The 25,913-nt window shown below is 59.6% G+C and carries 22 protein-coding genes; 12 read left to right on the forward strand and 10 right to left on the reverse strand.

Annotated elements, in window-relative coordinates; genetic code table 11:
- Positions 1 to 120 precede the first annotated feature (120 nt).
- The 3 genes from J4E53_RS02310 (at position 121) to J4E53_RS02320 (ending at position 3,656) form a co-directional block, all read left to right on the forward strand.
- Entirely contained in the window at positions 121 to 1,803 is a 1,683-nt protein-coding gene (locus J4E53_RS02310; RefSeq protein ID WP_103307790.1) for a diguanylate cyclase, read from the forward strand.
- Between the two features lie 433 nt (positions 1,804 to 2,236).
- Complete coding sequence (locus J4E53_RS02315; RefSeq protein ID WP_060742886.1) at positions 2,237 to 3,007, forward strand: alpha/beta fold hydrolase; 771 nt, start codon at positions 2,237 to 2,239, stop codon at positions 3,005 to 3,007.
- Positions 3,008 to 3,263: 256 nt separating this feature from the next.
- The gene (locus J4E53_RS02320) at positions 3,264 to 3,656 is read left to right on the forward strand and encodes an ester cyclase (protein WP_103307854.1); all 393 of its coding nucleotides are present in this window, start codon (positions 3,264 to 3,266) and stop codon (positions 3,654 to 3,656) included.
- A 135-nt stretch (positions 3,657 to 3,791) separates the two neighbouring features.
- Here J4E53_RS02320 and treS read toward each other — a convergent pair whose 3' ends face one another.
- Complete coding sequence (gene treS, locus J4E53_RS02325) at positions 3,792 to 5,858, reverse strand: maltose alpha-D-glucosyltransferase (RefSeq protein ID WP_103307855.1); 2,067 nt, start codon at positions 5,856 to 5,858, stop codon at positions 3,792 to 3,794.
- 446 nt (positions 5,859 to 6,304) lie between these two features.
- Between treS and J4E53_RS02330 the strand changes: the two genes are divergently transcribed.
- Together J4E53_RS02330 and J4E53_RS02335 are read left to right on the forward strand one after the other, a co-directional pair.
- Positions 6,305 to 7,603 (forward strand): MFS transporter, encoded by a 1,299-nt coding sequence (locus J4E53_RS02330; protein WP_103307791.1) that lies wholly within the window; start codon positions 6,305 to 6,307, stop codon positions 7,601 to 7,603.
- 31 nt (positions 7,604 to 7,634) lie between these two features.
- Positions 7,635 to 9,290: a N,N-dimethylformamidase beta subunit family domain-containing protein gene (locus J4E53_RS02335; RefSeq protein WP_103307792.1), complete on the forward strand. Its 1,656-nt coding sequence runs from the start codon at positions 7,635 to 7,637 to the stop codon at positions 9,288 to 9,290.
- 57 nt (positions 9,291 to 9,347) lie between these two features.
- Here J4E53_RS02335 and J4E53_RS02340 read toward each other — a convergent pair whose 3' ends face one another.
- Positions 9,348 to 10,325, reverse strand: coding sequence for an AraC family transcriptional regulator (locus J4E53_RS02340; protein WP_203225768.1), 978 nt, complete (start codon positions 10,323 to 10,325; stop codon positions 9,348 to 9,350).
- A 100-nt stretch (positions 10,326 to 10,425) separates the two neighbouring features.
- On the opposite strand from J4E53_RS02340, the gene J4E53_RS02345 reads away from it, so the two are divergent.
- Positions 10,426 to 11,673, forward strand: a complete 1,248-nt coding sequence (locus tag J4E53_RS02345) for an MFS transporter (protein WP_060742889.1) — start codon at positions 10,426 to 10,428, stop codon at positions 11,671 to 11,673.
- Positions 11,674 to 11,690: 17 nt separating this feature from the next.
- Here the strand turns inward: J4E53_RS02345 and J4E53_RS02350 are convergent, their stop codons facing one another.
- The 3 genes from J4E53_RS02350 to J4E53_RS02360 are packed head-to-tail and all read right to left on the reverse strand — an operon-like array spanning position 11,691 to position 14,764.
- Entirely contained in the window at positions 11,691 to 13,655 is a 1,965-nt protein-coding gene (locus J4E53_RS02350; protein WP_060742890.1) for an FUSC family protein, read from the reverse strand.
- Positions 13,655 to 14,563 (reverse strand): HlyD family secretion protein, encoded by a 909-nt coding sequence (locus J4E53_RS02355; RefSeq protein ID WP_103307793.1) that lies wholly within the window; start codon positions 14,561 to 14,563, stop codon positions 13,655 to 13,657. Before J4E53_RS02355 ends, J4E53_RS02350 begins: the two co-directional genes overlap by 1 nt.
- Positions 14,564 to 14,575: 12 nt before the next feature.
- Positions 14,576 to 14,764 carry a DUF1656 domain-containing protein gene (locus J4E53_RS02360; protein ID WP_060742892.1) on the reverse strand — a complete coding sequence of 63 codons (189 nt, stop codon included), beginning with the start codon at positions 14,762 to 14,764 and terminating at the stop codon, positions 14,576 to 14,578.
- A 146-nt stretch (positions 14,765 to 14,910) separates the two neighbouring features.
- Here J4E53_RS02360 and J4E53_RS02365 point away from each other — a divergent pair, with 146 nt between their 5' ends.
- Complete coding sequence (locus J4E53_RS02365; RefSeq protein ID WP_060742893.1) at positions 14,911 to 15,708, forward strand: helix-turn-helix domain-containing protein; 798 nt, start codon at positions 14,911 to 14,913, stop codon at positions 15,706 to 15,708.
- Positions 15,709 to 15,894: 186 nt separating this feature from the next.
- On the opposite strand, the gene J4E53_RS02370 is transcribed toward J4E53_RS02365, so the two are convergent.
- The 4 genes from J4E53_RS02370 to J4E53_RS02385 all read right to left on the reverse strand — a co-directional run bounded on the left by J4E53_RS02370 (position 15,895) and on the right by J4E53_RS02385 (position 19,400).
- Positions 15,895 to 17,184 carry an FAD-binding oxidoreductase gene (locus J4E53_RS02370; RefSeq protein WP_060742894.1) on the reverse strand — a complete coding sequence of 430 codons (1,290 nt, stop codon included), beginning with the start codon at positions 17,182 to 17,184 and terminating at the stop codon, positions 15,895 to 15,897.
- The gene (locus tag J4E53_RS02375; protein ID WP_103307794.1) at positions 17,181 to 17,927 is read right to left on the reverse strand and encodes an amino acid ABC transporter ATP-binding protein; all 747 of its coding nucleotides are present in this window, start codon (positions 17,925 to 17,927) and stop codon (positions 17,181 to 17,183) included. Before J4E53_RS02375 ends, J4E53_RS02370 begins: the two co-directional genes overlap by 4 nt.
- The gene (locus J4E53_RS02380; RefSeq protein ID WP_060742896.1) at positions 17,924 to 18,580 is read right to left on the reverse strand and encodes an amino acid ABC transporter permease; all 657 of its coding nucleotides are present in this window, start codon (positions 18,578 to 18,580) and stop codon (positions 17,924 to 17,926) included. The genes J4E53_RS02375 and J4E53_RS02380 overlap by 4 nt, the downstream gene beginning before the upstream one ends.
- A gap of 61 nt (positions 18,581 to 18,641) precedes the next feature.
- The gene (locus J4E53_RS02385) at positions 18,642 to 19,400 is read right to left on the reverse strand and encodes an ABC transporter substrate-binding protein (RefSeq protein ID WP_103307795.1); all 759 of its coding nucleotides are present in this window, start codon (positions 19,398 to 19,400) and stop codon (positions 18,642 to 18,644) included.
- 163 nt (positions 19,401 to 19,563) lie between these two features.
- Here J4E53_RS02385 and J4E53_RS02390 point away from each other — a divergent pair, with 163 nt between their 5' ends.
- On the forward strand, positions 19,564 to 20,340 hold the full coding sequence (locus J4E53_RS02390) for an IclR family transcriptional regulator (RefSeq protein WP_103307796.1): 777 nt from the start codon (positions 19,564 to 19,566) through the stop codon (positions 20,338 to 20,340).
- A gap of 251 nt (positions 20,341 to 20,591) precedes the next feature.
- Here the strand turns inward: J4E53_RS02390 and J4E53_RS02395 are convergent, their stop codons facing one another.
- Entirely contained in the window at positions 20,592 to 21,557 is a 966-nt protein-coding gene (locus tag J4E53_RS02395; protein ID WP_103307797.1) for a LysR family transcriptional regulator, read from the reverse strand.
- Positions 21,558 to 21,851: 294 nt separating this feature from the next.
- Between J4E53_RS02395 and argH the strand changes: the two genes are divergently transcribed.
- The 4 genes from argH to J4E53_RS02415 all read left to right on the forward strand — a co-directional run bounded on the left by argH (position 21,852) and on the right by J4E53_RS02415 (position 25,869).
- Positions 21,852 to 23,279, forward strand: coding sequence for an argininosuccinate lyase (gene argH, locus J4E53_RS02400; RefSeq protein WP_103307798.1), 1,428 nt, complete (start codon positions 21,852 to 21,854; stop codon positions 23,277 to 23,279).
- 72 nt (positions 23,280 to 23,351) lie between these two features.
- Complete coding sequence (locus tag J4E53_RS02405) at positions 23,352 to 24,230, forward strand: amino acid ABC transporter permease (protein WP_060742901.1); 879 nt, start codon at positions 23,352 to 23,354, stop codon at positions 24,228 to 24,230.
- Positions 24,231 to 24,240: 10 nt separating this feature from the next.
- Positions 24,241 to 25,005: an amino acid ABC transporter ATP-binding protein gene (locus J4E53_RS02410; protein ID WP_008001408.1), complete on the forward strand. Its 765-nt coding sequence runs from the start codon at positions 24,241 to 24,243 to the stop codon at positions 25,003 to 25,005.
- 39 nt (positions 25,006 to 25,044) lie between these two features.
- Positions 25,045 to 25,869, forward strand: a complete 825-nt coding sequence (locus tag J4E53_RS02415) for an ABC transporter substrate-binding protein (protein WP_103307799.1) — start codon at positions 25,045 to 25,047, stop codon at positions 25,867 to 25,869.
- Positions 25,870 to 25,913 lie beyond the last annotated feature (44 nt).

Genomic DNA, 25,913 nt, shown 5'->3' on the forward strand with positions numbered 1-25,913 from the left:
CGGGCCGAAGTTTCTGATCAGCGGATATACAATCTTTTGACCGTCTAACGGTTTTAGCGTGATACACCTACGCCATTAACCTTACTCGCCGATAAGATGTGAATCCCATTGGAGCTGACGATGCCCCATCGCACACCCAGACTTCTCCTCGCAGCAGCTACTGCCACATTGGTCATGTCCGTCACGGCCGCAGTAGGTCCGTTTACCCTGTTCTGGACGAACGAAACGCGTAACGACCGCAACCTGGTAGAAAAGCAGCTGGACGGCATCCGCACGGTACAAGGTTTGCTCGTGGATGCGGAGACAGGCGAACGCGGGTATGCATTAACGGGGATGGAGACATTTCTTCGCCCTTATTACATCGCCACGTCGCAGCTTCCCGACGCGATCAAGCTGCTTCGTGAAAACTATCGAAACGATTCGGCCGCTGAAATTGCCAAGGTGGAGGACTTCATCGAGAAGTCCGCACTGAAGCTGGACCACCTGGACATGGTGATCAAGCTGCGCGGCACCCAAGGTTCCGCAGCGACGGTGGCCGAAATCGCTACGGGTAACGGCAAGCACCTCATGGACCAGGTCCGCGACCTGGGGAGCGAGCTGATTCAAGCAGAAATCGAGGAGGTGGCTGTTCTGGACAACCAGCTTAACGCCAACCTGCGTTGGGCCGTCGCCGTTTCCATTGCAAGCTTCCTGCTTACGCTTGTGCTGGGCCGTTTCATCTACGTGTCCATGCGCCAGACCATAAAACGCCAAGCCGAATCGACGGCTAGCGCGCTTTCTTCAAGCACCCAACTGAGCAAAAGCCTGAAAAACCTTGAGCGGCGCAATGCAGAAATAGGTTTGCTCGCAGAAATGGCTCGCCTGCTACAGACCGAGATGAGCCAAGAGGAAACGCTCCAGCTGGTCAGCACTTATTGCCAAAAGTTACTGGAGGGCAGTAGCGGAACACTGTACCTGTACCGCAATTCGGCTGATGCTTTGCAACCGGCCGCAAGCTGGGGCCACGTCGAGGCTCAATCAGATGCCCTTATCGGTCCCAAAGACTGTTGGGCCATACGTCGAGGCCATTCCCATGTGGTTGAACATCGCCATGAGCTGCGCTGCGCCCACTACTCAGAAAAATCAGAGTTCGACGATGGTGACATTCACTGGTGCCTGCCGCTGATAGCCTATGGAGAAACATTGGGACTCTTGCATATCCAGCATGCTGGCGGAACTGACGATAAGGAAGTCAGCCGCCAGTTTGCGGAAGCCGCCGCGGAGCAAACCGCGCTGGCACTGGCGAACGGCAGGATGCGCCAGGTCCTGCAAGTCCAGTCGATCAAAGACCCGCTGACGGGTCTGTACAACCGGCGCTTCATGGAGGAAACACTCAAGCGCGAACTCTCCAAAGCCACTCGAGACGCAGTGGACCTGAGCGTCATCATGCTCGACCTGGACAACTTCAAGAAACTGAACGACATCCATGGTCATTCTGCGGGTGACGCGGTGTTGCGAAGCACGGCATCCTTGATCATGAAGTCAATCAGAGCCACCGATGTCGCCTGCCGGTTTGGTGGAGAAGAGCTGATCATCATATTGCCGGATTGCTCCATTGAAGACGCTCTCCTGCGAGCCGAATCCATCCGGGATTCGCTGGAAAGCATGAGCCCTACGGATGGAATGCAGACGTTCAGCGTTACCGCATCCTTTGGCGTGGCCTCGACGACGCGTAGCGGGACCGATCAAACCTTATTGCTGCAAGCAGCGGACGCCGCGCTGTATAAGGCCAAGCGCGAGGGGAAAAACCGCGTAGCCTCGTAGTCGGTCATCGAAAAGGCAGAACGTAAGCAGCCTTGGAACAACAGGCAGCCAAGGGGCGCACCCTCTTTCTCCGATCACCGTCGCAACGCCTGTGTGGCCATGGACGAAGCGCCGCGGCCCCCTCCCAGCCCATCTGGAAGCAACGTCAGCACCAAAACACCCGATGAAGTCACCGCAACGGTGTGCTCCAGAGGGTTGATCACCTTTCCCCTTTTCCCTCGTAGTTCGGGGGATTCGATCGAAACCCACCACCCATCTACAATTAATTCATTTAAATACAATCACCTACATCAATATCGATTTATTTTACAAAAATATCTTGCGCGCAAACATTTTAGGCGATAACTTTATCGCAACTGATTAGCGCACAAGTATTTATCGCTCATCAAAAGCACTTTGCAACCGTCCTTTCTTCTCTTACAGGTAGTCACTCATGAAAAAGATTCTTTCTGGCCTGGCCCTCGCCACCGCTCTCGCAGCCACCGGTTTAGCAAACGCTGCTGACGTCAAACCCACGGTGATCTTGGTCCATGGTGCTTTCGCCGACTCGTCGAGCTGGAACGGCGTAGTCAAGATTCTGGAAAAAGACGGCTATCCGGTCATTGCGGCGGCGAACCCGCTGCGCGGCGTCAGCAGTGATGCACAATCGGTGGCAAGCATTGTCAAGAGCATCAAGACTCCGGTAGTACTGGTCGGCCACTCCTATGGCGGTGCGGTGATCAGCGAGGCGGCGTATGGCAATCAGAACGTGAAAGGCCTGGTGTATGTCGCGGCTTTCACTCCGGAAACTGGCGAGACTGCGGCAGAATTGTCTGGACGATTCCCGGGGGGCACCCTGGCCTCGGCCTTGTCGACCCCGGTCGAACTGGCCGATGGCGGCAAGGATCTCTACATCCAGCAGGATAAATTCCACGACCAGTTCGCAGCCGATGTGCCTGAGGCTGAAGCTCGCCTGATGGCGGCCGGCCAACGCCCCATCACCGTCGCCGCGCTGAACGAAGCCGCCACGGATCCTGCCTGGAAAACCATTCCGTCCTGGTTCGTATACGGCGACAAGGATAAGAACATTCCCCCTCAGGCCATGGCGTTCATGGCCGAGCGTGCACATTCCAAGCAGACCGTCGTGGTCAAAGGCGCCTCCCATGTCGTGATGGTTTCCAACCCGAAAGTGGTGGCAAACCTGATCGAAAAAGCTGCGCAATAAATGCAATTGGCAACACGAGGCCCGCGCATGCGGGCCTTTTTCCGTTGTCCGTGAATTGAGTTTTTCGCCAGCCTGGTGGCAACGCTCATCGCTCGGAGAAAAAGGCCTCCCGTGCCGACGGCTCCTCAGCGACGTGATGACCGCTGTCAATGCCTGCGCCAGTGACTTTCCGTTCTGCCCACTGCCTTGATGAGACGTGACAATAGGGCCTAGGATCGCAAAGACGGGAACAGACATGCAGAGGAGAATCACCCCCATGACCTCTAACCTCGCAGATCTTTATAGCGACTACATCGCCTGCCTGAATGCACAGGACTGGGAAAACCTAGGCCATTTTGTGCACCCAGATGTGGTTCACAACGCGAGACCATTGGGGTTGCACGGCTATCGAAGCATGCTGGAAGCGGATTATCGGGCGATCCCCGACTTGCGCTTCGCCATTGAATTCCTGGTGATCGACCCACCGAAGTTGGCAGCCCGCCTGGCCTTCAATTGCACGCCGGTTGGGGAGTTCCTGGGCCTGGCGGTGAATGGGACACCCATCTCCTTCGCCGAAAACGTCTTCTACGCGTTCGAGGACGGCAGGATCCGCGAGGTCTGGTCGGTCATCGACAAGGAAGCGATCGAAGCTCAGCTCCGATCAGCGTAGCGAATGCCTCAAGGTTGCAGGTTATCCAGGCCAGCTCTTCCCCATGGGTGACGGAGCAGAGCATAGACAAAGCCTGACCAGAACTTATGACATGGGTGGATGATTGAGCGATCAACCACCTCGATCTCCCTAGCCCTAGATCATGGGTGAGGTACTCACCACCCGCAACGCCAACCCCTCGAACGCATCCAGCGTGATGGTGAATTCGCCCTCAGGCGTGAGATCACCTTCGACCCGCTCATTGATGATGTCGACCACCGGCCCCGGTGCGATATTGGGCAGGTGCAGGGTTTCAGTGATCGGCGTCGAACCGAAGTTCAGCGCGGTGATTTGCGTACCTTTGCCGGCCGGCAATTCGTGAACCATGATCAGCAGCCCCGGATGCTCGACGTCCGGAATCAGTATCTGGCGACTGGCGGCGATGTCATAGGCACGGCGCGCAGCGAGGATCTTGCGCAACTGCGAGACGAACGAATCCGGGTCTTTCAACTGGCTTGGCAAGCTGCCGTACAGGGTCTTCGGACGCGGCATCTGGCCGGCCGACAATGCCGCCTCTGGGTTGAGGTCCACCAGATCGTAGGCACCGCGATGAATCCAGCGTGTGTCGCCGTCGCCCATCAGATGCTCGACCTGTTCGGCCGGCAACGGCAACGCGCCGACCAGGTCCCAGCCAGACAATGCGAAGACGCCGGGTTGCATCGCGTTGTACATCACCAACAGCAGATGAACCTGGCGAATCTGCTGGATATCTGCCGTCGTAATGGTTTCGAGATCGCGAATCCCCAATGCCGCCGTGATGATGCTCGCGGTGGTGCAGGACACGCCGTTGGTGACGAATTTCAGATTGTAGGGCGCATGCTCGCCAGTGAGGCGCTCGTACATCTGCTCGCGGATGTGCTCGCGCAGGATGCTGCCGGGAAAGGTCTGCCCCTGATAGAGGTAAGTATCGTGGGCGTGCAGGGTCCAGAAATGCACCAACTCCAGGGTCAACTCATCATGATTCTGCAACGCATGGATCAGCGAGCCCGGATCGATGCCGAGGGTGTGCATCTGGCGCAGCATCAAGCGCAGGAATTCGGCATCGCCCATCAGCAAGGCATGCTGGTAGGCGGGTCGGGTGATGAAGTCGTAGGAGAGATCCGCCCCTCCGTGGGACATGGCGGCGATATCGTCTACGGTCAGGTTCAGCTCCTGGAAACTGAAGCCGCCGGCCTTGCGAATCGCTCCAGCGAGCAACTGGTTTGCGGTGATCGATAGCGGATGGCTTTCGGACCAGGCGGTACCCTCGAGCTTGCGCTCTACGCCAAGGAAGCCGTTGGCGTCCAGACGCAGGATTTTCGCCCCCGAGACGTCGATGGCATGCAGTGCGTCCCCGATGATCATCTGTTGAGCGGCAAAGGTCGGGTCCAGCCAGTTCAGCGAAGGTTGCCCTTCCTTGAAGTAATGCAGGTAGACCCAACGACGCGGCTTGCCGTCAACGCCCATCACCACCGGTGTCGCACTCCAGTCGGTTTCCTTGACGCCTGGTTCGAAGAAGATCACTCGCTGCAACTGTCCGACGATGTAATGCTTGTCCCGCAGAACGTCGACCTGCTGCGGGGTGAGGTTCTGCGCATCACGGCCCTCGGCAATGTCGGGCAGCAGCGGCCAATCCTCCTCGCGGATTTCCACCATGTGGTAAAGCCCCGGATAATCTTCATACGCCATCTCGGCCAAACGAAAATCCGCGCCTTTGCCGGTATGAGACGGGATGACATCCTCGATGACGACCGCATTGTGCGCGGCGGCCATTCGGGTCAACGCTTGCAGCTGCGCCTCGGTGCCCAATTGCGGGTCGAGCTCGAAACTGATGCGGTCAAAATTGCCATCGATCGTTGGTGTGTAGTCAGTGCCCGAAAGGCCACCGGACCTTTTCAAAGGGCCATTGTGGATGCCCTGGATACCGATTCTCGACAGCGCATGCCATAAGGTTTCATCCCCCAGCGCTTCAAGCACAGTGCCATTTTCGCGGGTAACGATGGAGGCCGGATACGCGGTGAACCACACCGAAGCCAATGCCGAGGCGTCGCGAGGCCGAGTATGCGCATAGGGCTGCTGCCACATTCGGCCCTGGCCCGAGTAGAGCTTGGCGCGCTTCCTCGCAGCATTGAGCATCGATTGTTCGACCAGCCAGTCGACATGATTTTTCTCAGCTGCCGTCATGGACACAATCACCTCCGTCATGAAAAACCGCAGTCGCCCCTCTCCAACCGAAGCGCCGCTCGTTTTCATATGAGGCCACCACGCGGCATTCGTTGCATCGAATCAGGAGAAAGCCTGCGAAGCACAATCGGCTGCAAAACCAGCAGCGGGGTTTCGGACAAAACATCGAGACGAAGGATCATAGATAGCCAGGATTCACCCGCATAGACTCCGGTTCGAATTGAACAACAACGCGTCCAAGGGATGCTTTGTCGTGTGTGATTCCACTGCAACCTCTTTTATCCCTGCGCAGCGGATGCGGAGCCACGTCTCCCATGTCGGCGGGATTGATCGCCTCGTCAAGCGTGCGATAGACGTTCCGCTACAGGACATGGGATTTGACGATGTGCTGTCTCCCTGATGCAGCCCCTCCTCTCTGCGCCCGATACCCATCATTGGAGAATGACATGAATAATTCGACGTCCCATCAAGGACGCCTTAGATCCTTGCGCGCGGCCGCCGTGGGAAATGCCCTCGAGTGGTTCGACTGGACGCTCTATGCAACTTTCTCTGTTTACCTGGCCCGCAATCTGTTCGACAAGACCGATCCCCGCTCCGCGATGCTCGCCACTCTTGCAGTGTTCGCGGCTGGATTCATAGCCCGGCCTCTGGGCGGTTTTTTCTTTGGACGCCTCAGCGATGTCCTTGGACGCCGGGCCATCATGGTCATCACCATGATGCTGCTGGCGGCCAGTAGCCTGGGTATCGCCCTCATTCCGAACTATCAGGACATTGGCCTCTACGCTTCGTCGGCCCTGCTCGTCTTTAGACTCATACAAGGCCTTGCCCACGGGGGCGAAACGGGCGTTTCCTACACTTATGTCGCGGAGATTGCCCCTGCCAAGCACCGTGGTCTGTGGTCAAGTTCGGTGTACGTAGGCGTCACGTTGGGCGTCATGGGTGCGACGGCAGTCGCCGCCGCCCTGACCTGGCTACTGGGTACACAGGCCATGGGAGACTATGGCTGGCGTATCGGTTTCGCCATCGGCGGGGTACTGGGTATTTATGCGCTGTTCCTGCGCCGCAGCGCCCAGGAGTCGCATGTATTCGAGCAGCAACGACAGCAGGCTCAGCCACCCCGCAAGTTGTCCAAGGGCGAAGTCCTGCGGATGACTCGCAACATCGTGATGCTGGCTGCGGCCGCTAACGTGACCTATTACGCCTGGGTGACGTTTGGTGCTGCCTCGGCCATCGCCCAGGGCATGGATGCGACCGGCGCCTATCTCGCCAGCCTGCTCGCCCAAGTCATCTGCGTGTGCTGGTTGCCGGTTTGCGGAATGCTCTCTGATCGGGTGGGTCGCAAACCCATGGTGATCGCCTGGGGGATTGGAGTGGTCGTGCTGACCTACCCCATCTCCATCATCGTCACCACCGAACCTTACACCTTGTTTCTCGCACAAGCGCTGGCGCTGCTCGCCTGGGCTTCGATTGCAGCGATCTTTCCCGCCGTGCTTTCGGAACAAGTGCCGACCCAAGCGCGTGCACAAAGTGTCGGGTTTGTCTCATCGGTTTCGGTGGCCATTTTCGGCGGCACCGCGCCGTATCTGCACAGCTATCTGGTAGGCGCCCACCTTGAGTATCTGTACATCGGCTACCTGATAAGCCTGGGCCTGGTCACGGTCGCGGCAGGTTATTTCATCGAAGAAACCGCAGGGATCGATCTCGCTGAAATCCAGGCACCTGGCGCCGGCTCAGCGGCGCTCTAGAGGAACCCACCCCCATGCATAAGGGCACTTTATGAACGCCAATGATTCCAAGCCAACGGCCGCTCGCGGCGAACGACCCGGTGCGGATTTAACCGCCGCCGTGACCTCAGGCCCACGCCAGGGCGCGCGGGAGATCTGGGTTGAAGTTCCCAGTGAGAAAGGCTCGGCAGCCGCATGGTGCTATTCCGACCGCCGCGCCTACAGCCCAGGCGAAACAGTCAACCTGCACCTGTCCTCGAACAGCCTCTGGGTTACGTTGAAAATCTATCGTGACGGCACGCTGCCTCATACCGTTCACCAAACCGCCCCCCTCGCGGCAAGCTTTCATCCATTACCCGAACGCGTCTACGAGGTCGGCTGCCAATGGCCAGTGTTCGCGCTATGGCCAATACCCTTGGACGCCAAGCCAGGTGCCTATGTGGTGGAAGTGCGGGACGGTGCTGATGCCGTACTCGGTCATCACCTGTTCATCGTGAGGGCGATGCGCAAATGCCCCGACGCACTGGTGCTGGTCGCTGCGACCTCCACATGGGCCGCCTACAACGACTGGGGGGGTGCCAACCATTACTTCGGCATCCATCCCGGCACACCCCGCGGCCGCTCGCCTCTGCTGTCAGCGCAACGCCCTTGGGCGCGCGGGCAAGTCTGGCTACCTGAAGACGCGCCGCGCTCGATCAATGCTTCGAGGCCGGGCAAACCGGGGCCGGCGCGCTATGAATTCATCGAGTGGGCCTCTCTGTACGGCTTCAGCAAGTACTACGCCCTGGCCGGCTGGGCATCCTATGAACGTCCGTTCGTAGTGTGGGCCGAAGAACAGGGCTATACGGTCGACATCCTGACTCAGGATGATCTGCATAACGACCCCGAGGCCTTGGACGGGTACGCCTGCGCAGTCTTTGTCGGTCACGATGAGTACTGGACGCGTGAAATGCGCGACAACGTCGAGGCATTTGTTGAAGCAGGGGGAAATGTTGCGCGTTTCGCCGGTAACTTCATGTGGCAGATTCGTCTGGAGAATCGCGGTGAACGCCAAGTGGCCTACAAATACGACGCCGCTGAGCTGGATCCCGTCGCGGCAAGTAATGACATCACGCTCACGAGCGCCTGGGAGGATCCACGAGTGGGTCGGCCTGGGGCCAGCACCTTTGGCGTCAATGCACTGCGCGGGATATACGGTAGCTTTGGGGGCATGGCCCCGCGCGGCCCGAGGGGCTTTACCGTGTTCCGGCCACAGCATTGGGCTCTGGCCGATACCGGGCTGGGCTACGCTGATCTGTTCGGCGATACGGCTAACATCTTCGGTTACGAGGTGGATGGCTTGGACTACACCTTCATCGACGGCCTTCCAGAACCTCTCGGCACGGATGGCGCACCGCCAGGGCTACAGATCCTTGCCATGGGCTGGGCGACCATCGCCGAGCACGGCCGGCCGCAGGATGCGTACTCATTCATGCTGGGGGATGCAGACGCCAGGTTTCGGGCGTCACTGCTGGCGCCCGACATGAGTGATGCCAGCGTAAGCCAGCACAGCCGGGGGACTGGCATGCTCGTGCATTTCCAAAAAGGCAAAGGTGAGGTGTTCACCGCTGCGTCCTGCGAGTGGGTAAACGGACTCAAGCTTGACGAGTACTCCACCGTGACCATCACCCGTAATGTGTTGGATCGTTTCTTACCAGCAAAGGCTTGATCTTGGCGGGCTCATCGTAGATGCCGTTGCAGTTCGGCCGGACCTACCAGGTGCCGTTCACTCCACGGGCTCACTGCTTCGACGTGCCTGTCGACTGGCCCCTGGTGGCTGGCCATTGATGCGCTTGAATGCACGGCTGAATGCCGCTTGTGAGGTATAGCCCAAGCGTTGTGCGACAGCATCGATCGACAGGTTGTCCTGCGTCAGCCATTGGCTGGCGATCCGCATCCGCAGTTCGGTGGCGTATCGCAATGGAGGTACGCCAATGGTGGCTTGGAACCGTTGGGCGAACACGGAGCGCGAAACGTGGGATTCGGCCGCCAGCTCGGCCACCGTCCACTCGCGCCCGGGTTGGCGATGCAACGCAAGGATAGAGCGTGCCAGGCGCGGATCTCGCAGCGCAGCCATGAGCCCTTGCGCACTTTCCGAGCCATGCTCGACCCAACCCCGTACGAACAAGGAGGCAGCGACTTCCGCAAGCCGAGCCATGATCCCGGCATACCCGATGCGTCCGGCGCAGATCTCACGCTTGATTGAATCGAGTATCGCTCCCAGCCCTGGATAACGTTGACCACCGGTGTCCGCCACCATGACATTCGGCATCAGCTTGCCTAACGCCCGCATGCCCCCCAGGTCGAACTCCATGCAGCCATAGAACAGGATCGTACTGGGCGTGGAAAGTGTGCTCGGACAAGTGTTCACACCGCTGACAGCCTCGCCCAAGGGAGCGGCATCAAGTTGATCGATAGGCTGGACCGTGACATCCAGGGCGGATAGCAGTTCGTGCCCATGGCCTTGCGGCACCAGTACCGCGTCACCTGCCGAGAGGTGATGTATCGCGCCATCGCCTGTACGCAGGATGGCCGTACCCACCGCCAGATAATGAAAGTAGGCATGGGCCGATTTGTGTTCGAAACCCAAGCCAAAGCTCGGACCCGTTTGAATACGGCGGTACTGAACACCGCGCAGCCGCATCCCCGTGAGCAGTTCGCTAATCAGCTCAGAAGACAGAGCGAATTGTCCTGATTCCGTCATGTTAGGTGTTTCGATCAAAAGACTAAGACTTAGCATCATAGATCATCCTGACGCTCAGCCCTAGAGTGTGTCTCACAATCACTTTCCAAGGATTCTTGAGATGAGTAGCGATGTTCTTGACGCTGCACCTGGCAGCGTTGCTGGAGTAGAGCCGGCCACCCCGGCCTGGACGGCGGTTTTCTCCCTGACCATGGGGGTCTTCGGCCTGCTGACGGCCGAATACCTTCCTGCCAGCTTGCTAACCCCCATGGCCTCTGATTTGAACGTGTCCGAAGCGCTGGCCGGACAGGCCGTGACCGTCACCGCTGTGGTTGCGTTGTTTGCTGGACTATTGGTGCCAGGTCTGACCCGCACGCTTGACCGGCGCACCGTCTTGCTCGGTTTTTCCGCGCTGATGATTGCCTCCAACTTGCTGGTGGCCCTGTCGTCGAGCCTGGTGGTCCTGTTGTTGATGCGAGTGCTGCTTGGCATTGCGTTGGGTGGGTTCTGGAGCATGGCGGCTGCCGTGGCCATGCGGCTGGTACCGGCCAAGTTCGTACCTCGTGCGCTGTCTATCATCTTCAGCGGCATTGCCGTGGGAACAGTGGTTTCCGTTCCGCTGGGCAGCTACTTGGGCGGCCTCTTCGGCTGGCGCAGTGCCTTTTACGCAGCCGCGGCGGTCGGCGTGCTGACGTTGATCTTCCAATGGTTCACCCTACCCCGCATGGCGCCTCGGAAAATGGCACGCACAGCCTCCGTGCTGGAATTGCTCCGCCGTCCTGGCATTGCCATCGGCATGGTCGGATGCGTGCTTGCACACACAGGTCAATACGCATTGTTCACCTACATCCGCCCCGCACTTGAAAGCGTTGTACCCATCGACACCGATGGCCTGGCTTTAATGCTATTGGGCTTCGGCGCCGCCAATTTCGTTGGCACGCTCGTGGCGGGTTGGCTGATGGAGCGTAGCTTGCGCCTGACATTGATCCTTATGCCTGCCTTGGTGGCCGTGGCCGCGTTTGCCATGATCTCGCTTCCGCTCCAGGCGCCGGGACTCGCGCTCGCAGTCGCCCTCTGGGGCCTGGCTTTCGGCGGGGTGCCGGTTGCCTGGTCAAACTGGGTGGCACGTGCGGTTCCGGATCAAGCCGAAACCGCAGGTGGGATGGTCGTCGCTGCGGTGCAGTCGTCAATCGCCGCGGGCGCAGCACTCGGTGGGTTGGTCTTCGGCTTCGGCGGCGTAATGGGCGTCTTCATCATCGCAGGCGCAGTGATGCTGCTGGCCGCCCTGATGATTGCGCTTCGTGTGCGAGTGGAATTGCCGAAGCCTGCGGGAGGCGAACTATCAGGACATTCCCGACTTGCGCTTTGAAATCGAATTTCTGCGAGTCAATAAGGGGAGCGTGCCACGTTCGCGTATTGCTCCAACAGCCAAGCCAAGTCCTGGTAACAGATCGCTAGATGATGTGCCCCGAGTCTGCTCATCGACCTTGATGTGCGCCGGGCCTGGGCGGCGCTGATCGCCGGATGATGAGCATATCGAGCGATCCGCCGGGCGCCGGTTTGTGAGCATTGGCCGACGGGCGATTCAGGATCGATACCACTCGCGTTACGCTGTAGCCGGCTCAATTGTTTACTCAGCTGCAGCGACAAATAACCCGTGTGGTAATCCTGCGTGTTATCAGCGCCAAGCAAACTTTTCAACGCGACGAGCCGGGATTGTTGTTTCGCTTGCCATTTTGAGTGATCGATATGGCTTGCACGGCGAAGTAGCCGGCGTATGTCCTTATGGAGCGAGTGTTTCAATGCCCGAACATGTTTAGCCGGATCCTTCGGCAAGACCTGGAACGCTAATAGGCAGACAAGCATTGCAACGATCCAGGCCAGCGCTTGGTTGGCGAAATCGACGAAATTGTAGAGGGCGGTATCGCCGGTACTCACCAAGGTATTGAACCCGATCAGGTAGGCAATCCCTTGCAGGGCGTAGCGCGGTTGGCTCGTCGCATGGATCCCGAATGACCAGAACGCAGCCAGTAACAGGAATAACAAAGGGAAGCCGTTGATCTGCGGCATCAACAGGAATTTGCACAGCGCTGCCGCCAGAATGGCGTAGAGCGTGCCCCGAATAAAGCTGGCGAGGCCTTGGGCAGGCGCGGGGGCCGGCGCCAGCAATGTGCAGCACGGGCCCAGGACCGCCAGTAGCGCGGGCCCTTGATCCCAACCGCTGAGATACCAGACCGCACCCGCGGCCAACGTGGCGAGCAGTGCCCTGATGCCGTTTCGCGCCGCATCAGCGTAATTGCGCGGATACACCACGGCACGTACCTGCTCGGGGCGAGCATGGTCGAGGCTGGTGAAGTTCAGCAAGGCCTCGCCCAGATCCGTCAGTTGTTCGTCCAAGCGTTCGCTGAGCAACCGCGAGTGGTGGTTTGAGTCAGCGAAATCATTCACCAGGCAACGCAGTTGCCCCACCGTATCGGCGGCGGCGAGACAGTCGCAGCGGCTGTCGCTCATCCGTTCGCCCAGTTGCCGCAATGCCGCGCTTATCCGCGCGAGCAACCTGGGGTCGATCCCGGGGTATGGATCGTCGCTGTGCACATCGAGTACAGCGGATTGCAAATGCGCCAGGCCCGCCTGAATCGCCAGCTGCCGGGAGCGAATCCGCGACGATTCGCCCCGCCCTATTCCCAATTGGTCGTCCACCTTGCCGATATCCATGGCGAGCTGGTGGCGTTGCGTCGCCAGCTCCGCGGACTGCTCGCCTGAGAGCCTCGCGGCGAGCAACCGGGCACTGCGGACACAGACATCGACCAGCGAGTTTCGAAGCTTCTTCTCCATCGTCTTGGAACTGAACAGCGTTACCACCAGGCTCAAGCTCAGCACCCCGAGCGCTACCGCCGTGCCGCGAGTGATGATGTGATCGAAGGCCTGTTCAGGCGCGACGATGGCAGGCCCCAATGCCAGGCAGACCGTATAACCCGCCACCACTGCCGCGGTAGCTTGGTAATGGCGCAAGACACTCATTGCACTGACGCACAGGCCCAGCCACATACCGATGCCGAGTATGAACAGCAGCATCTGTTGAGCGAACAGCCCTGTCAGCACGAAAGCCGCGACCAGGCCTACCAGGGTTCCCAACATCCGGTAGAAGCCTTTTCCCAGCACCGCCCCTTGAATGGGTTGCACCAGCAGCAACACAGTGGATGCCCCCGAGAACGGCGATTCCAGATGCAGTTGGAAGCCGAGCCACAGCGCCAGCCCCGCCGCCAAGACACTGCGCAACACGTAGAAGAAACTGGCGGGCGTCCAGGGCAAGGGGATGAGCGCGAACAGGCGTGTCGCCAGGCGAGTCATCACATGAACGCCTGCAGCCATTGGGTGAGTCGCCAGCGCGGCGCGGCGTTCGGCTGCGTCACTTCGACACTGGCGGTCATGCCCGCCGCCAACTCCACCCCGTCCGGGACCCTGTCCAACTGGATGCGCACGGGTACGCGCTGTGCCAACCGAATCCAACTGAAGGTCGGGCTCACCTGAGGCAAACCGCTGTCGTTGCGCAATTCATTGGCATCGGCGATGCCCCTGCCCATGCTTGCCACATGCCCTTCCAGCAGCGGGGCAAACCCCATCAGCTTGATCGACACCGGCGCGCCGATACGCACACCGGGCAGCTTGGTCTCTTCAAAATAACCCGTGATCCAGAAACTATGGCCATCGACCACGAATAGGTTGGTATGGCCAGCCTCCGAGTAGTCACCAGGCTGCAGCCGCAGTTGAGTGACGTAGCCGTCCACCGGCGAACGAATCGTCGTGCGGTCCAGGTCGAGTTGCGCTTGGGCTAACTGGCTGCGTGCCGCGTCCAGGCGCGCTTGGGCCACAGCCAAGTCACGCGCCGCGTTGTCAATCTCTTCCCGGGCGATGGCGTCGGCCAATTGGGATCGCCGCTTCAATTGTGCACTGCGCTGCTCGAACACACTGCGCGCTTCGGCGAACTGCGCCGCACGCTGTTGCAGGACCAATCGATAAGCACGCGCATCGATGCGATACAGCAAATCGCCCTTGGCGACCCATTGGTTGTCGTTGACCGACAGCTGATCGATTTGGCCGCTAATCTCTGGCGCAATGCGGATGACCTGCGCGCTCACCCGTCCGTCCCGCGTCCAGGGCGCCAAGACATAGGCCCGCCAAAGTTGCAGGCAGAACACCAGGGCCAGCACGCCAAGCCCCAGGGTGGCGGCAGGTTTGAGGATTTTGACGATAGACATGGCCGGCCTCACTCAGCAATTGACGACCATCGCCGACACGACGATAAGCGAGACAAAAAAACGCGCCAGCGCCGGGTGCCACGTCTCGTCCAGCCAACGCCGGGCCAGGCGCTCAATGAGTTTGTAGGCCAGGACCGATGCACCCAGGTAGATCAACAAGGGGGGGACGTAGAGGTTGGCAATGGAGATTTCGCTAAGCATGGCAAGCACCGGGGTTCGGAGGGGGTCCAGGATTCGCCCGCGTACTGAAGGGGGCTTGGTGATGATGCTAAGGAACTACCACCGCTGCCGATATTGAGTACACTGCCAAAATATAATCAAATTCAGACAGACGCCGACGACACGCCATGGCCGAAATCCACCGTTTCCACGTCGATCAATTCGAGTACGACAACCTGTCGCAACCTGCCGTGGCACTGATGCTGGAAACCCAGCGCAACGACAGTGAGTCCGCCGAACACAAACATCGCAAGGGGCAACTGGTCGTGGCTTATTGCGGAGGCATTGTGTGTACGGTGGAAGATGGCGTGTGGATGGTCCCGTCAGGGTTCGGCGTCTGGATTCCGGGAGGGGTCGCCCACAGCAACCGCGTCACGGCCAACGGGCAGGTCTGTTTTTTATTCGTGGAGCCCGGCGCCGCGTCGCTTCCCGATCGCTGCTGTACGCTGGCGCTATCGCCGTTGATCCTGGAACTCATCCTTCACCTGAGCGACCAGGTCCAGGATTACCCCGCCAATTCGCGCATTGCACGGCTGGCCAACGTGCTGCTCGAAGAACTCGAACTGGCGCCCACGGAACAGCTTTACCTGCCTTTGCCCGCCTCGAACCAGCTTCGCACAATCGCCCGGGCGCTGGCGCAAGAGCCTTCCAACCGCGCCACCATGGCCAGTTGGGCACGGCACGTAGCCATGAGCGAACGCTCGCTGGCCCGCCTGATAAAAAGCGAAACCGGGCTTACCTTCGGTCAATGGCGCAAGCAATGGCAGATCATCGTCGCGTTGCAAAGCCTGGCCGAAGGGCAGTCGGTGCAAAGAACCGCTGAAGCGCTCGGCTACGAGTCAGTCAGCTCGTTCATCACCATGTTTCGCAAGACCTTGGGCACCTCACCGGCACGTTATCTGCGCAATACCACGCTACGGCAATGAGCCGGGGGTTTGGAATCGCTCACATACCCGAACAGCGACTTGATCTCCAGGTACTCGTCAAACCCCAGCTCACCCCATTCACGTCCGCGATCACACGCGCACCTTTCCATATGGCAACCTGCGCCGCTAGATACCCGACTCCACCGACAACGCCCAACCGGTGCCAGCGGCTTCTTCAACAAGCACTCAAAACAAGGCATCCAATACCCGGTAATAGCTGATCCCGGCCGCAAGATAAAGCCGCTGCAACGCATGAAACGGAATTCGCCGCAGTGGCATGACCGGGAACGGGAAGTCCTGCGTCGCCCCTGAGAGCTTCGCGGCCAGATGCTTGCCTAATGCCGTGGACAGGGCGATGCCGCGGCCGTTGTAGCCGAGCAAGACTGACAGCCCCGGTGCCGGATCATGCACATGGGGAAGAAAGCTTTGCGTCAGGGCGACCCGACCACTCCAGCGGTACTCGACAGGCACCTCCGCCACTTGCGCAAACAGCGCCCCCAGCGAACGCTCCAAGTGCGCCCAGTCACGCTGCCGGGAAGGCTCCGAAAACGGCCCCCGCCCTCCCAGAAGCAAACGCCCCTGGGCATCCAGCTTGAAGTACAGCAGCAAACGGCGTGAGTCCGAACAGACCTCGCCACCGGGCAGGATGGTCTTGCGGATCGCCGGCGGGAGCGGACGGGTCGCAATGATGAAGCTGTTGGCCGCGACGACGGTCTGGCGCAACCCGGGCCACAGGTCGTCGGTATAGCCATCGGTGGCCAATAACACCCGTTGCGCACTGACCTTGAAGCCTTGCGCAGTGGACAACAGCCAGCCTGATCGCTGCCGCTGCAGCCCCGTGACGCGGCTGTGGCCGTGGATCATTGCGCCCTGCCCCACTGCGGCCTTCGCCAGGCCACGGGCGTAACTCAATGGATGCAAGCTGCCAGCCCGAGGATCGACCCACCCCCCCAGGTAATTCTCGGTACCGATACGTTGGCTGACCGCGGCCCGGTCCAACAGCTCCACCTTGACGCCCCGGCGTTGCCATTGCGCGGCGCGCTGCTCGATGGTCTTCATAGCGGTCGTTGAACAGGCCGGTTGAATCCAGCCTTTCTGAGTGGCATCACACTCGATCCCGTACTGGCGAATCAGCGCAAACACTTCGTCAGCGGCTGACCCGGCCGCCTCGATCATCGCTTCGGCACGGGCTGGGCCGAACTTGGCGAGCAATTGATCCGGGTCGAACTTCAGCCCGGGGATCACCTGCCCGCCGTTGCGCCCCGAAGCCCCCCAGCCGGGCTCCCCGGTATCCAGCACACAGACGCTGACACCCGCTTCGGCCAATCGTAAAGCCGTCACCAGACCGGTATAGCCAGCCCCCACGATGGCCACATCCACTTGCTTGTCTTCGGCCAAGGCCGGCGTTTGCACCGCCGGTGTGGCAGTCGCGGCCCACAGCGAGGCCGGCAGTTGCGGGGCGAAAGGTGCATTCATGCCGGCACCTCCCCGCTGTGGTTGAGCAGTCGGCGAAGAAAATCCTGTGTGCGAGGATGCGTCGGCGTACTCAGTACTTCCCCGGCGGGTCCTGACTCGACGATCTTGCCGCTATGAAGAAAACAGACCTTGTCGGCGACGTCTCGAGCGAAGGCCATTTCGTGGGTCACCACGATCATGGTCATGCCCTCATTGGCCAGATTGCGCATCACCGCCAACACTTCACCGACCAACTCCGGATCGAGGGCCGAGGTCGGTTCGTCGAAGAGGATCGCCTGGGGGTTCATCGCCAACGCCCGGGCTATGGCGACACGTTGCTGCTGCCCCCCGGACAGTTCGTCCGGGTAGGCATTCATCCGATGGGACAAGCCGACCTTTTCCATCAGCGCCTCGGCATTCTTGCGGGCCGCCTGAGGGTTCTCCTTCTTTACGTAGATCGGCCCTTCCATGACATTTTCCAGGGCCGTGCGGTGCGGGAACAGATTGAAGCGCTGAAAGACCATCGCCACCCGAGTGCGAATGTCGTGGATGTTCCTGGCATTGCGGTCGACACGTTCATCGCCGACCAGGACCTCGCCCTGGTCATAACTTTCCAGGCCGTTGATACAGCGCAGCAACGTGGACTTGCCCGACCCCGAAGGGCCAATCAGGCACACTACTTCACCGCTCTGGACCTGCAAATCGATGCCTTCGAGGACCGGCACGCTGCCGTAACGCTTGTGAATACCCTTGATCTCGATCATGACGTTCTCCGGGTGCTGAAGCGTGCTTCCAGACGACGCAACGCAAAGGACAGCGGCAGGCTCATCGCCAGGTAGAGCAATGCCACCAGGGTGTAGACCGTCATGTTCTCGAAGGTCGAAGAGGCGATCAGTTGCCCCGCGCGAGTCATCTCGGCCACGGTGATGGTGGAGACCAGCGACGAGTCCTTGAGCATCATGACCAGGGTATTGCCGTAAGGCGGCAAGGCGATGCGAAATGCCTGGGGCAGCACCACTCGCCGCATCACCATCGCACCGCGCATACCCAAGGATTCCGCCGCCTCGATCTGCCCTTGCTGGATCGCCTGGATACCGGCCCGGAAGTTCTCCGCCTGATAGGCCGAATAAGCGATTCCCAGGCCAATGACGCCGGCCTGCATCGCAGTCAGTTGAATGCCGAATTCCGGCAGGACGAAATAGATATAAAACAGCTGCACAATGATCGGCAGCCCCCGGATGATGTTCACCACACTGATGGCGAACAACGCGACCGCACGTATTTTCGAGACCATCATCAGGGCCAGGAGCAGGCCGATCAGCGAGCTGAGTACAAACGACCCGGCCGTCACTTGAAGAGTGACCACCGCCCCTTTGAGCAAGATAGGGAGGAAGTCCAACGCATTCTGGAGAATCATAAAAGCTACCCACGGAACAATGAGTGGACCCGCCCGCTACCGCAGGCGGTCGACAAAACCATCAGTTGAGTTTCCACTTCTCGATGATCCGTTCGAGGGAACCATCAGCCTTGATCGCAGCGATGCCTTTGTTGACCTGCTCCAGTGTTGCGTTGTCGCCCTTGCGCACGATCAGGCAAACGTCCCCCATCACCACCGGCTGATAGCTCTGCACCAGGTGCACCTTGTTCTGCGTGCCCTGGGCCAATTGGTAGGCGACGATCGGGCGATCGGCGAAACCCGCCTTGATACGGCCGAGGGCCAGGTCGCGCATCAGATCGGGGATCGAGTCATAGCCACGGACTTCCTTGAAGACACCACGCTTGTTCAGCTCATCGATGAACACGGTGCCGACCTGGGCGCCGACAACTTCGCCGGCAAAATCCTCCATGCGGGTGTACGCGGTCGGGTCGTCGGCCTTGACGATCAGACCCTCGCCATAGGTGAAGACCGGATCGGAATACTGCACCACCTTTTCCCGCGCCGGCGTCCGGAGCATGGCGGCAGAAATCAGGTCGATCTTGTTTGACGTCAGTGACGGGATCAGTGAAGCGAAGGTGGTCTGCTGGATCTCCACCTCGAAGCCGCCAGCCTTGGCCACTGCCTGCGCAGCGTCGATCATCATGCCCTGGATACTCTGGCTCTTGACGTCGAGAAAGGTGAAGGGAATCCCCGTTGCGGTTGCGCCGACCTTGTAGACGGGCTCGGCGGCGGCGTTGGCTGAAGCGATGCCAGCAGTCAGGGCAACAACGAACGTGAGTGCACGAAAGCGAGTAAGCATGGCGTATCTCCCATTGGACGCTTTTATTGTCTTAAGTCCGGTAAGGGTTGCCCCATATGGATGGCAGGAGGCTCAAAATGACTGTAAAGCGATTTACAAAAATCGTAAAGAGATTTATAAGTATCGAATATCGATATTCAAAGCGCAGAATATAAGGATTTCCATGAGCGATAACCCTCATCCGCTGTTCAATCAGTCATTGGAAAAAGGCCTGGCGGTGCTGCGGGCGTTCAACGCAGCCCGGCGCACGATGAACCTGGCGGATATCGCCCAAGCTGCAGACATCAACAAAAGCTCGGCGCAACGCATGATCCATACCCTCGAAGAGCTGGGTTATGTGCGCAAGCATCCGCAGACCAAACGCTTTCAGTTGACCCCGAAGGTCATGGAGATCGGCTACAACTACCTGGCCGCCGACACACTGGTGGACGTGGCCAACCCGTTCCTTGCCGAGTTGGCACAGGCTACCGGGGAGACGACCAACCTGACCGAACCCGACGGGCTGGACATGGTGTACGTGGCACGCTTCGTGGCGCCGAAATTCATCCCTATCCACATGCCCATTGGCAGCCGGATCCCGATGTACTGCACCGGTTCCGGACGGGCCTTCCTGAGCGCCCTGCCCGACGACGAGCTTGTTGCCGCACTGCAAGCCAGCGAGCGCAAACGCCATACCCAGTACACCCTGACCGCGGTCGACGACATTATCGAGCAGATCGAGGCCACACGGCGCAGGGGCTACGCCACGAACAAGGAAGAGTTGTTCCTTGGCGACATGTCCATTGCCGCGCCGATCATTGGCAGCCAGGGCCTGCCGGTCGCAGCCGTGCATGTGGTGGTGCCAACGAGTCGCTGGAGCCTGGAGGAAGCCGAGCGCAAGCTGGCGCCCGCGGTGATCGAGTGTGCACGGGCGATTCGCTCGTCAATACGAACCCTTTAGCAGATTGCCCCAGTGGACAGCCACCGTTTCCCTTGCACAAATCCAATTATTACCACCGTCACTTAGAGGGTGGGACTGCACATACTGGATGGGGTGATTGAACCCTAGGCTAGTTCAACTGGGCGCCCTTCCAACGGAACACGCCGGAACAGGTCGCGGTGTTTGAACGAAAACAGCGCCAACGGTTTGATGGTGCAACTTACCTATCACTCCGGTTGCCGCCAAGGTTCGTGAGTGATCACACATAAACATCAAACCGGAGCCTTCAGATCCACCCCCAGCGCCTGGGCAAAAGCCTTGACCAAGGGGCTGCGCACAGTGTTGTGACGCAGTATCAGACTGAATGGCGTGACGATGTTGATCAGGTCCGGACGTACTGCGCGCAACTCTCCCCGCGCCACCATCGACGCGGCGTAATGCTGGGGCAGAAACCCGAGGAAACGCCCCGTCTTGATCAGCAACGCCACGGCTTCCACCTGGGTGGCCGAGGCGGAGAAGCTGTCGTAGTGCGCAAATTTCAGTTTGTCGCGATGAATCGCGTAGCGATGGTTGACGCACTCATACTCCTTGAGCACATGTTCCCCCATGTCCGCGTCCGCCATGGAGAACAGCGGGTGGCCGAGTGCGCAATAGACCTGCGAACGCTCTTCATAGAGTTCGTAGTAATCGAACTCTTCGCGTTTTTGATAAATCGGTACGATCCCCGCTACCAACCGTCCTTCGACGACACCTCTTTCGACTTCATCGAGTTGCGAAGCCTGAAGTTGAAACCGAACCTTGGGCGACTGCTCATTAATCTTCCTGAGTGCAGCAACTAACGGGGAATTATCATCCGAGATAGTATTATCAATAACCCCCACACCAAGATCACCAACAAGTTCGTTTTGCGCCGAACTAAGGCGATCACGAAAGTTGTCGACCGAGGCAAATAAGTCTATCGACGCCTGATACACCAGACGCCCTTCTTCCGTCAGGTGAAAGCCCTCGCGCCCGCGCGTGCAAAGGCGCATCCCGATACGGATTTCCAAGTCGGAAATCTGTTTGCTGATGGCCGCCAGCCCCACATTCAGCTCATTCTGTGCGGCACTAAAGCCTCCCGCCTCGACCACGGCCTTGAACACTTTGAGCAATTTGAAATCCAGCCCGCTGAGGGCCAACGGTGCCCTTTGCGGGGTTCTTGGCGGCGGGTTTCCGGAATTGGAAAGTGGGGTTTCCATAATGCTTATTTACCTCTGGCGCTCTATTCAACAACCTGTGCCCAACAACAAAAACAAGCTGGCCCAATAATAATGAACACAGAAAACCAAGCTTGGCAACCGACAATAAATTCCGAACATCAGCGCCAAAACGCTGGTCGCGAAACATCAAAAGCTGACAGTTCGATCAGTTCTTTCACCGATGCAACTGCCCTCTTGAAAACTGCTCTGGCCTGACTTCGCTCGCTGATTTCGTAGCGACGCCGTGGCCCGGAGTACCCGTTTCAGTTCGCGTAACCGACGAGGAAAACAACAATGTCTCAAACCACCGACCGACTCTGGGGTGCTCGCTTCAAATGCGGCCCTTCCGAAGCCTTGGCGGCCCTGTCCCGTTGCCCTGAGCGCTACTTCCGGCTCACCCCGTACGACCTCGCCGGCTCCAAGGCCCATGCCCGGGAATTGCAGCGCGCCGGACTGCTGACCGAACAAGAAACCCAGACCATGCTCGACGCCCTGGAACGCATCGGCGCGGACTATCGCGCCGGCAGCATCGCCCCGACCCTGGATGATGAAGACGTCCACACGTTCATCGAGCGCCTGCTGACCGAACGGCTTGGCGCCCTGGGTGGCAAGCTGCGGGCCGGCCGTTCGCGCAACGACCAGACCGCCAATGACCTGCGGCTGTTCCTGCGTGACCACGTACGCACCGTGGCCGTTGAAGTGTTAGGCCTGCAGCAGGCGCTGGTGGAACAGGCCGAGCAACACATCGAAAGCATCTGCCCCGGCTTCACCCATCTGCAGCAGGCGCAACCGATCGTGTTCGCTCACCACCTGCTGGCCCACGCCCAGTCGATGCTACGCGACGTACAGCGGTTGGTGGACTGGGACGCACGGACGTCGCTGTCACCACTCGGTGCGGCGGCCATGGCGGGCTCGGCGATCGCTCGCCTACCTCAGCAATCGGCAAAGGAAATGGGCTACAGCGGCGTTTGCGAAAACTCCATCGACGCCGTGGCCAGCCGCGATCACGTCGCCGAGTTTCTGTTCATCGCCAGCATGCTCGGCATCAATATCTCGCGCCTTGCCGAAGAGTTCTGCCTGTGGTCGTCGCGGCAATTTCGCTGGGTCGCACTGGACGATGCCTACGCCACCGGCAGCTCGATCATGCCGCAGAAGAAGAATCCGGACATCGCCGAACTGGCGCGAGGCAAGGCCGGTCGCCTGATCGGCAACCTGACCGGCCTGCTCTCCACGCTTAAATCCTTGCCACTGTCCTACAACCGTGACTTGAGCGAAGACAAGAACGGTGTGCTCGACAGCGTCGACACGCTGCTACTGGTGCTGCCCGCCATGGCGGGAATGGTGGCGACCATGAAAGTCAATGTCGAGGAATTGCGCCGCCAGGCACCGCTGGGCTTCACCCTCGCCACCGAAGTTGCCGATTGGCTGGCGGTGCGCGGCGTGCCGTTCAAGGAAGCTCACGAAATCACCGGTGCGTTGGTCCAGGCGTGCGAGAAACACGACATCGAACTGTGGGAGGCCTCCCCCGATCTGCTGGCGGAAATCGATCCGCGCCTCACCCCAGAGGTACGCGAAAGCCTGACCCTCGAAGCCGCCATCGCTGCACGCAATGGCTGGGGCGGGACCGCACCACAACAGGTACGCGAACAGATCGGACGCTTGAAAACCGCCCTCGCCACCCAGCAGCAATGGACCGAGGACTATCAGGGCTTTCGCCTCTGAGCAACACACCGAACTGTGGGAGCGAGCTTGCTCCCACAGCGATAGCGCCGAAACCGAGTACGGAGAAACAACATGAGCCAGACACAGGCAGAACGACTCCAGGCGGAGCGCAAGCTGGCGGAAAACCAGTTTGACATTACCCAGTACGATCATGTGCCCCGGCGCTACTACGGGCGGATCTTCTTCGCCACGCTGATCGTCATCGCCCTTGTTGGCCTGGTGCGTGCCTTCGCCGAAGGCAAGATCGAATGGTCGTACATCGGCCAGTTCCTGACCTCCGAAGCGATCATGTGGGGCTTGCTCAACACCATCGTCATGGCCGTATTGGCCATGGCGCTGGGCATCGTGTTCGGCGTGATCACCGCGATCATGCGCATGTCGGCCAACCCGATCCTGCGCTATGTGGCCGTGACCTATACCTGGCTGTTTCGCGGCACGCCGCTGATCCTGCAACTGCTCCTGTGGTTCAACCTGGCGCTGATCTTCCCCACCATCGGCATTCCCGGCCTGTTCGAAATGGACACCGTGAGCCTGATGACCCCGTTCGCGGCGGCCTTGCTGGGCTTGAGCATCAACCAGGGCGCCTACACCGCCGAAGTGGTGCGCGCCGGCCTGCTCTCGGTGGACACCGGGCAATACGAGGCTGCCAAATCGATCGGCATGCCACGCCTGCAGGCGCTGCGCCGGATCATCCTGCCCCAGGCCATGCGGATCATTATTCCGCCGGTAGGCAACGAGTTCATCGGCATGGTGAAGATGACCTCGCTGGCGAGCGTCATCCAATACTCGGAATTGCTCTACAACGCCCAGAACATCTACTACGCCAACGCCCGCGTGATGGAGCTGCTGATCGTCGCCGGCATCTGGTACCTGGCCACCGTCACCGTCCTGTCCTTTGGTCAGAGTCGCCTGGAGCGTCGTTTCGCCCGCGGCGCCGGCAAGCGCTCTTGAGGAGTTCCACATGAGAAGCATCGTCAAGGCCGTGAGCCTGAATAAATACTACGACCAGTTCCACGCGCTCAAGGACATCAACATCGAAGTCGAGCAAGGCGAAGTGCTGTGCATCATCGGCCCGTCCGGCTCGGGAAAAAGCACCTTGCTGCGCTGCGTCAACCAGTTGGAAAAAATCGACAAGGGCGGCCTGTGGGTCGACGGCGAACTGGTGGGCTACCGGATCGTCGGCAACAAGCTGCACGAACTCAACGAAACCCAGATCGCCCGCCAGCGGCTGTCCACCGGCATGGTGTTTCAACGGTTCAACCTGTTCCCGCACATGACCGTGTTGCAGAACATCATCGAAGGGCCGTGCCAGGTGCTCAAGCGCTCCCCCAAAGAGGCGAATGAAGAGGCCCTGGAGTTGCTCGCCCGTGTCGGCCTGGCGGACAAGCGCAACAGCTACCCGATCGAGCTTTCCGGCGGCCAGCAGCAACGCGTGGCCATCGCTCGTGCATTGGCCATGCGCCCCAAGCTGATGCTGTTCGATGAACCCACTTCGGCACTCGACCCGGAACTGGTCGGTGAGGTGCTGTCGGTGATGCGCGATCTTGCGCAGACCGGCATGACCATGATCGTCGTCACCCATGAACTGGGCTTCGCTCGCGAAGTTTCCAATCGCATGGTGTTCATGGACGGCGGGCAGATCGTGGAGGCTGGAAGCCCCGAAGAAATACTAATAAGTCCGCAAAACCCTCGCACCCAAAGCTTCATTTCTGCCGTTCGAACCTAAGCGTCCGTTGACGCTCACAACACTCATAAGAGAACGACCATGAAGAACTTCTTTATCCCCGCAGTACTCGCAGGCGTCATGGCATCCGGCTTTACCTTCGCGGCCGAATTGCCGGCCAGCATCAAGGCCAAGGGCGAAATCGTCGTGGCGATCATGCCGAACTACCCGCCGATGGATTTCAAGGACCCGGCCACCAACACCCTCACCGGCTTTGACTATGACCTGGGCAATGCCCTGGCCGAGCGCCTGGGTGTGAAGATCAAATGGCAGGAAACCGGCTTCGAGCAAATGATCAACGCCCTGACCACCGACCGCGTGGACATGGTGCTGTCGGGCATGACCGACACCGTCGAACGTCAGGCCAGCGTAACCTTCATCGACTACTTCACCAGCGGTCCGCAGTTCTACACCTTGCAGAAAAACAAGGACACCAACGAGATCCTCGACCTGTGCGGCAAGAAAGTCGGCACCAGCCGCCGCACCACCTTTCCAACGGAAATCGCCGAGTGGAGCAAGGCCAACTGTGAGGCCGCCGGCAAGCCGGCGATCAACGTGGTCGGCACCGAAGGCTCGGCCGATGCCCGGGCGCAACTGCGCCAGAGCCGCATCGATGCAGCCATGCAAGGCAGCGAAACCCTGCCTTACCTCAAGACCCAGGAAAAGGACATGTACAAGACCGTGGGCCTGCCGATCTCCGAGCAGTACACCGGCATGGGCGTGAGCAAGAAGAAACCTGAGCTCAGTGAAGCGGTGAAGGTCGCACTGCAAAGCATGATCGATGACGGCAGCTACCAGGCGATCCTGAAGAAATGGGACCTTGAACTGGGGGCGATCAAAACCGTGACCATCAACGCCGGAAAGTGATCGCACAGGCCATTTGATTCCGATGTGGCAGCGGGCTTGCTTGT

The organism is Pseudomonas sp. FW305-28 (genome assembly GCF_017351395.1).
GTDB classification, from domain to species: Bacteria; Pseudomonadota; Gammaproteobacteria; order Pseudomonadales; family Pseudomonadaceae; genus Aquipseudomonas; species Aquipseudomonas fluorescens_AA.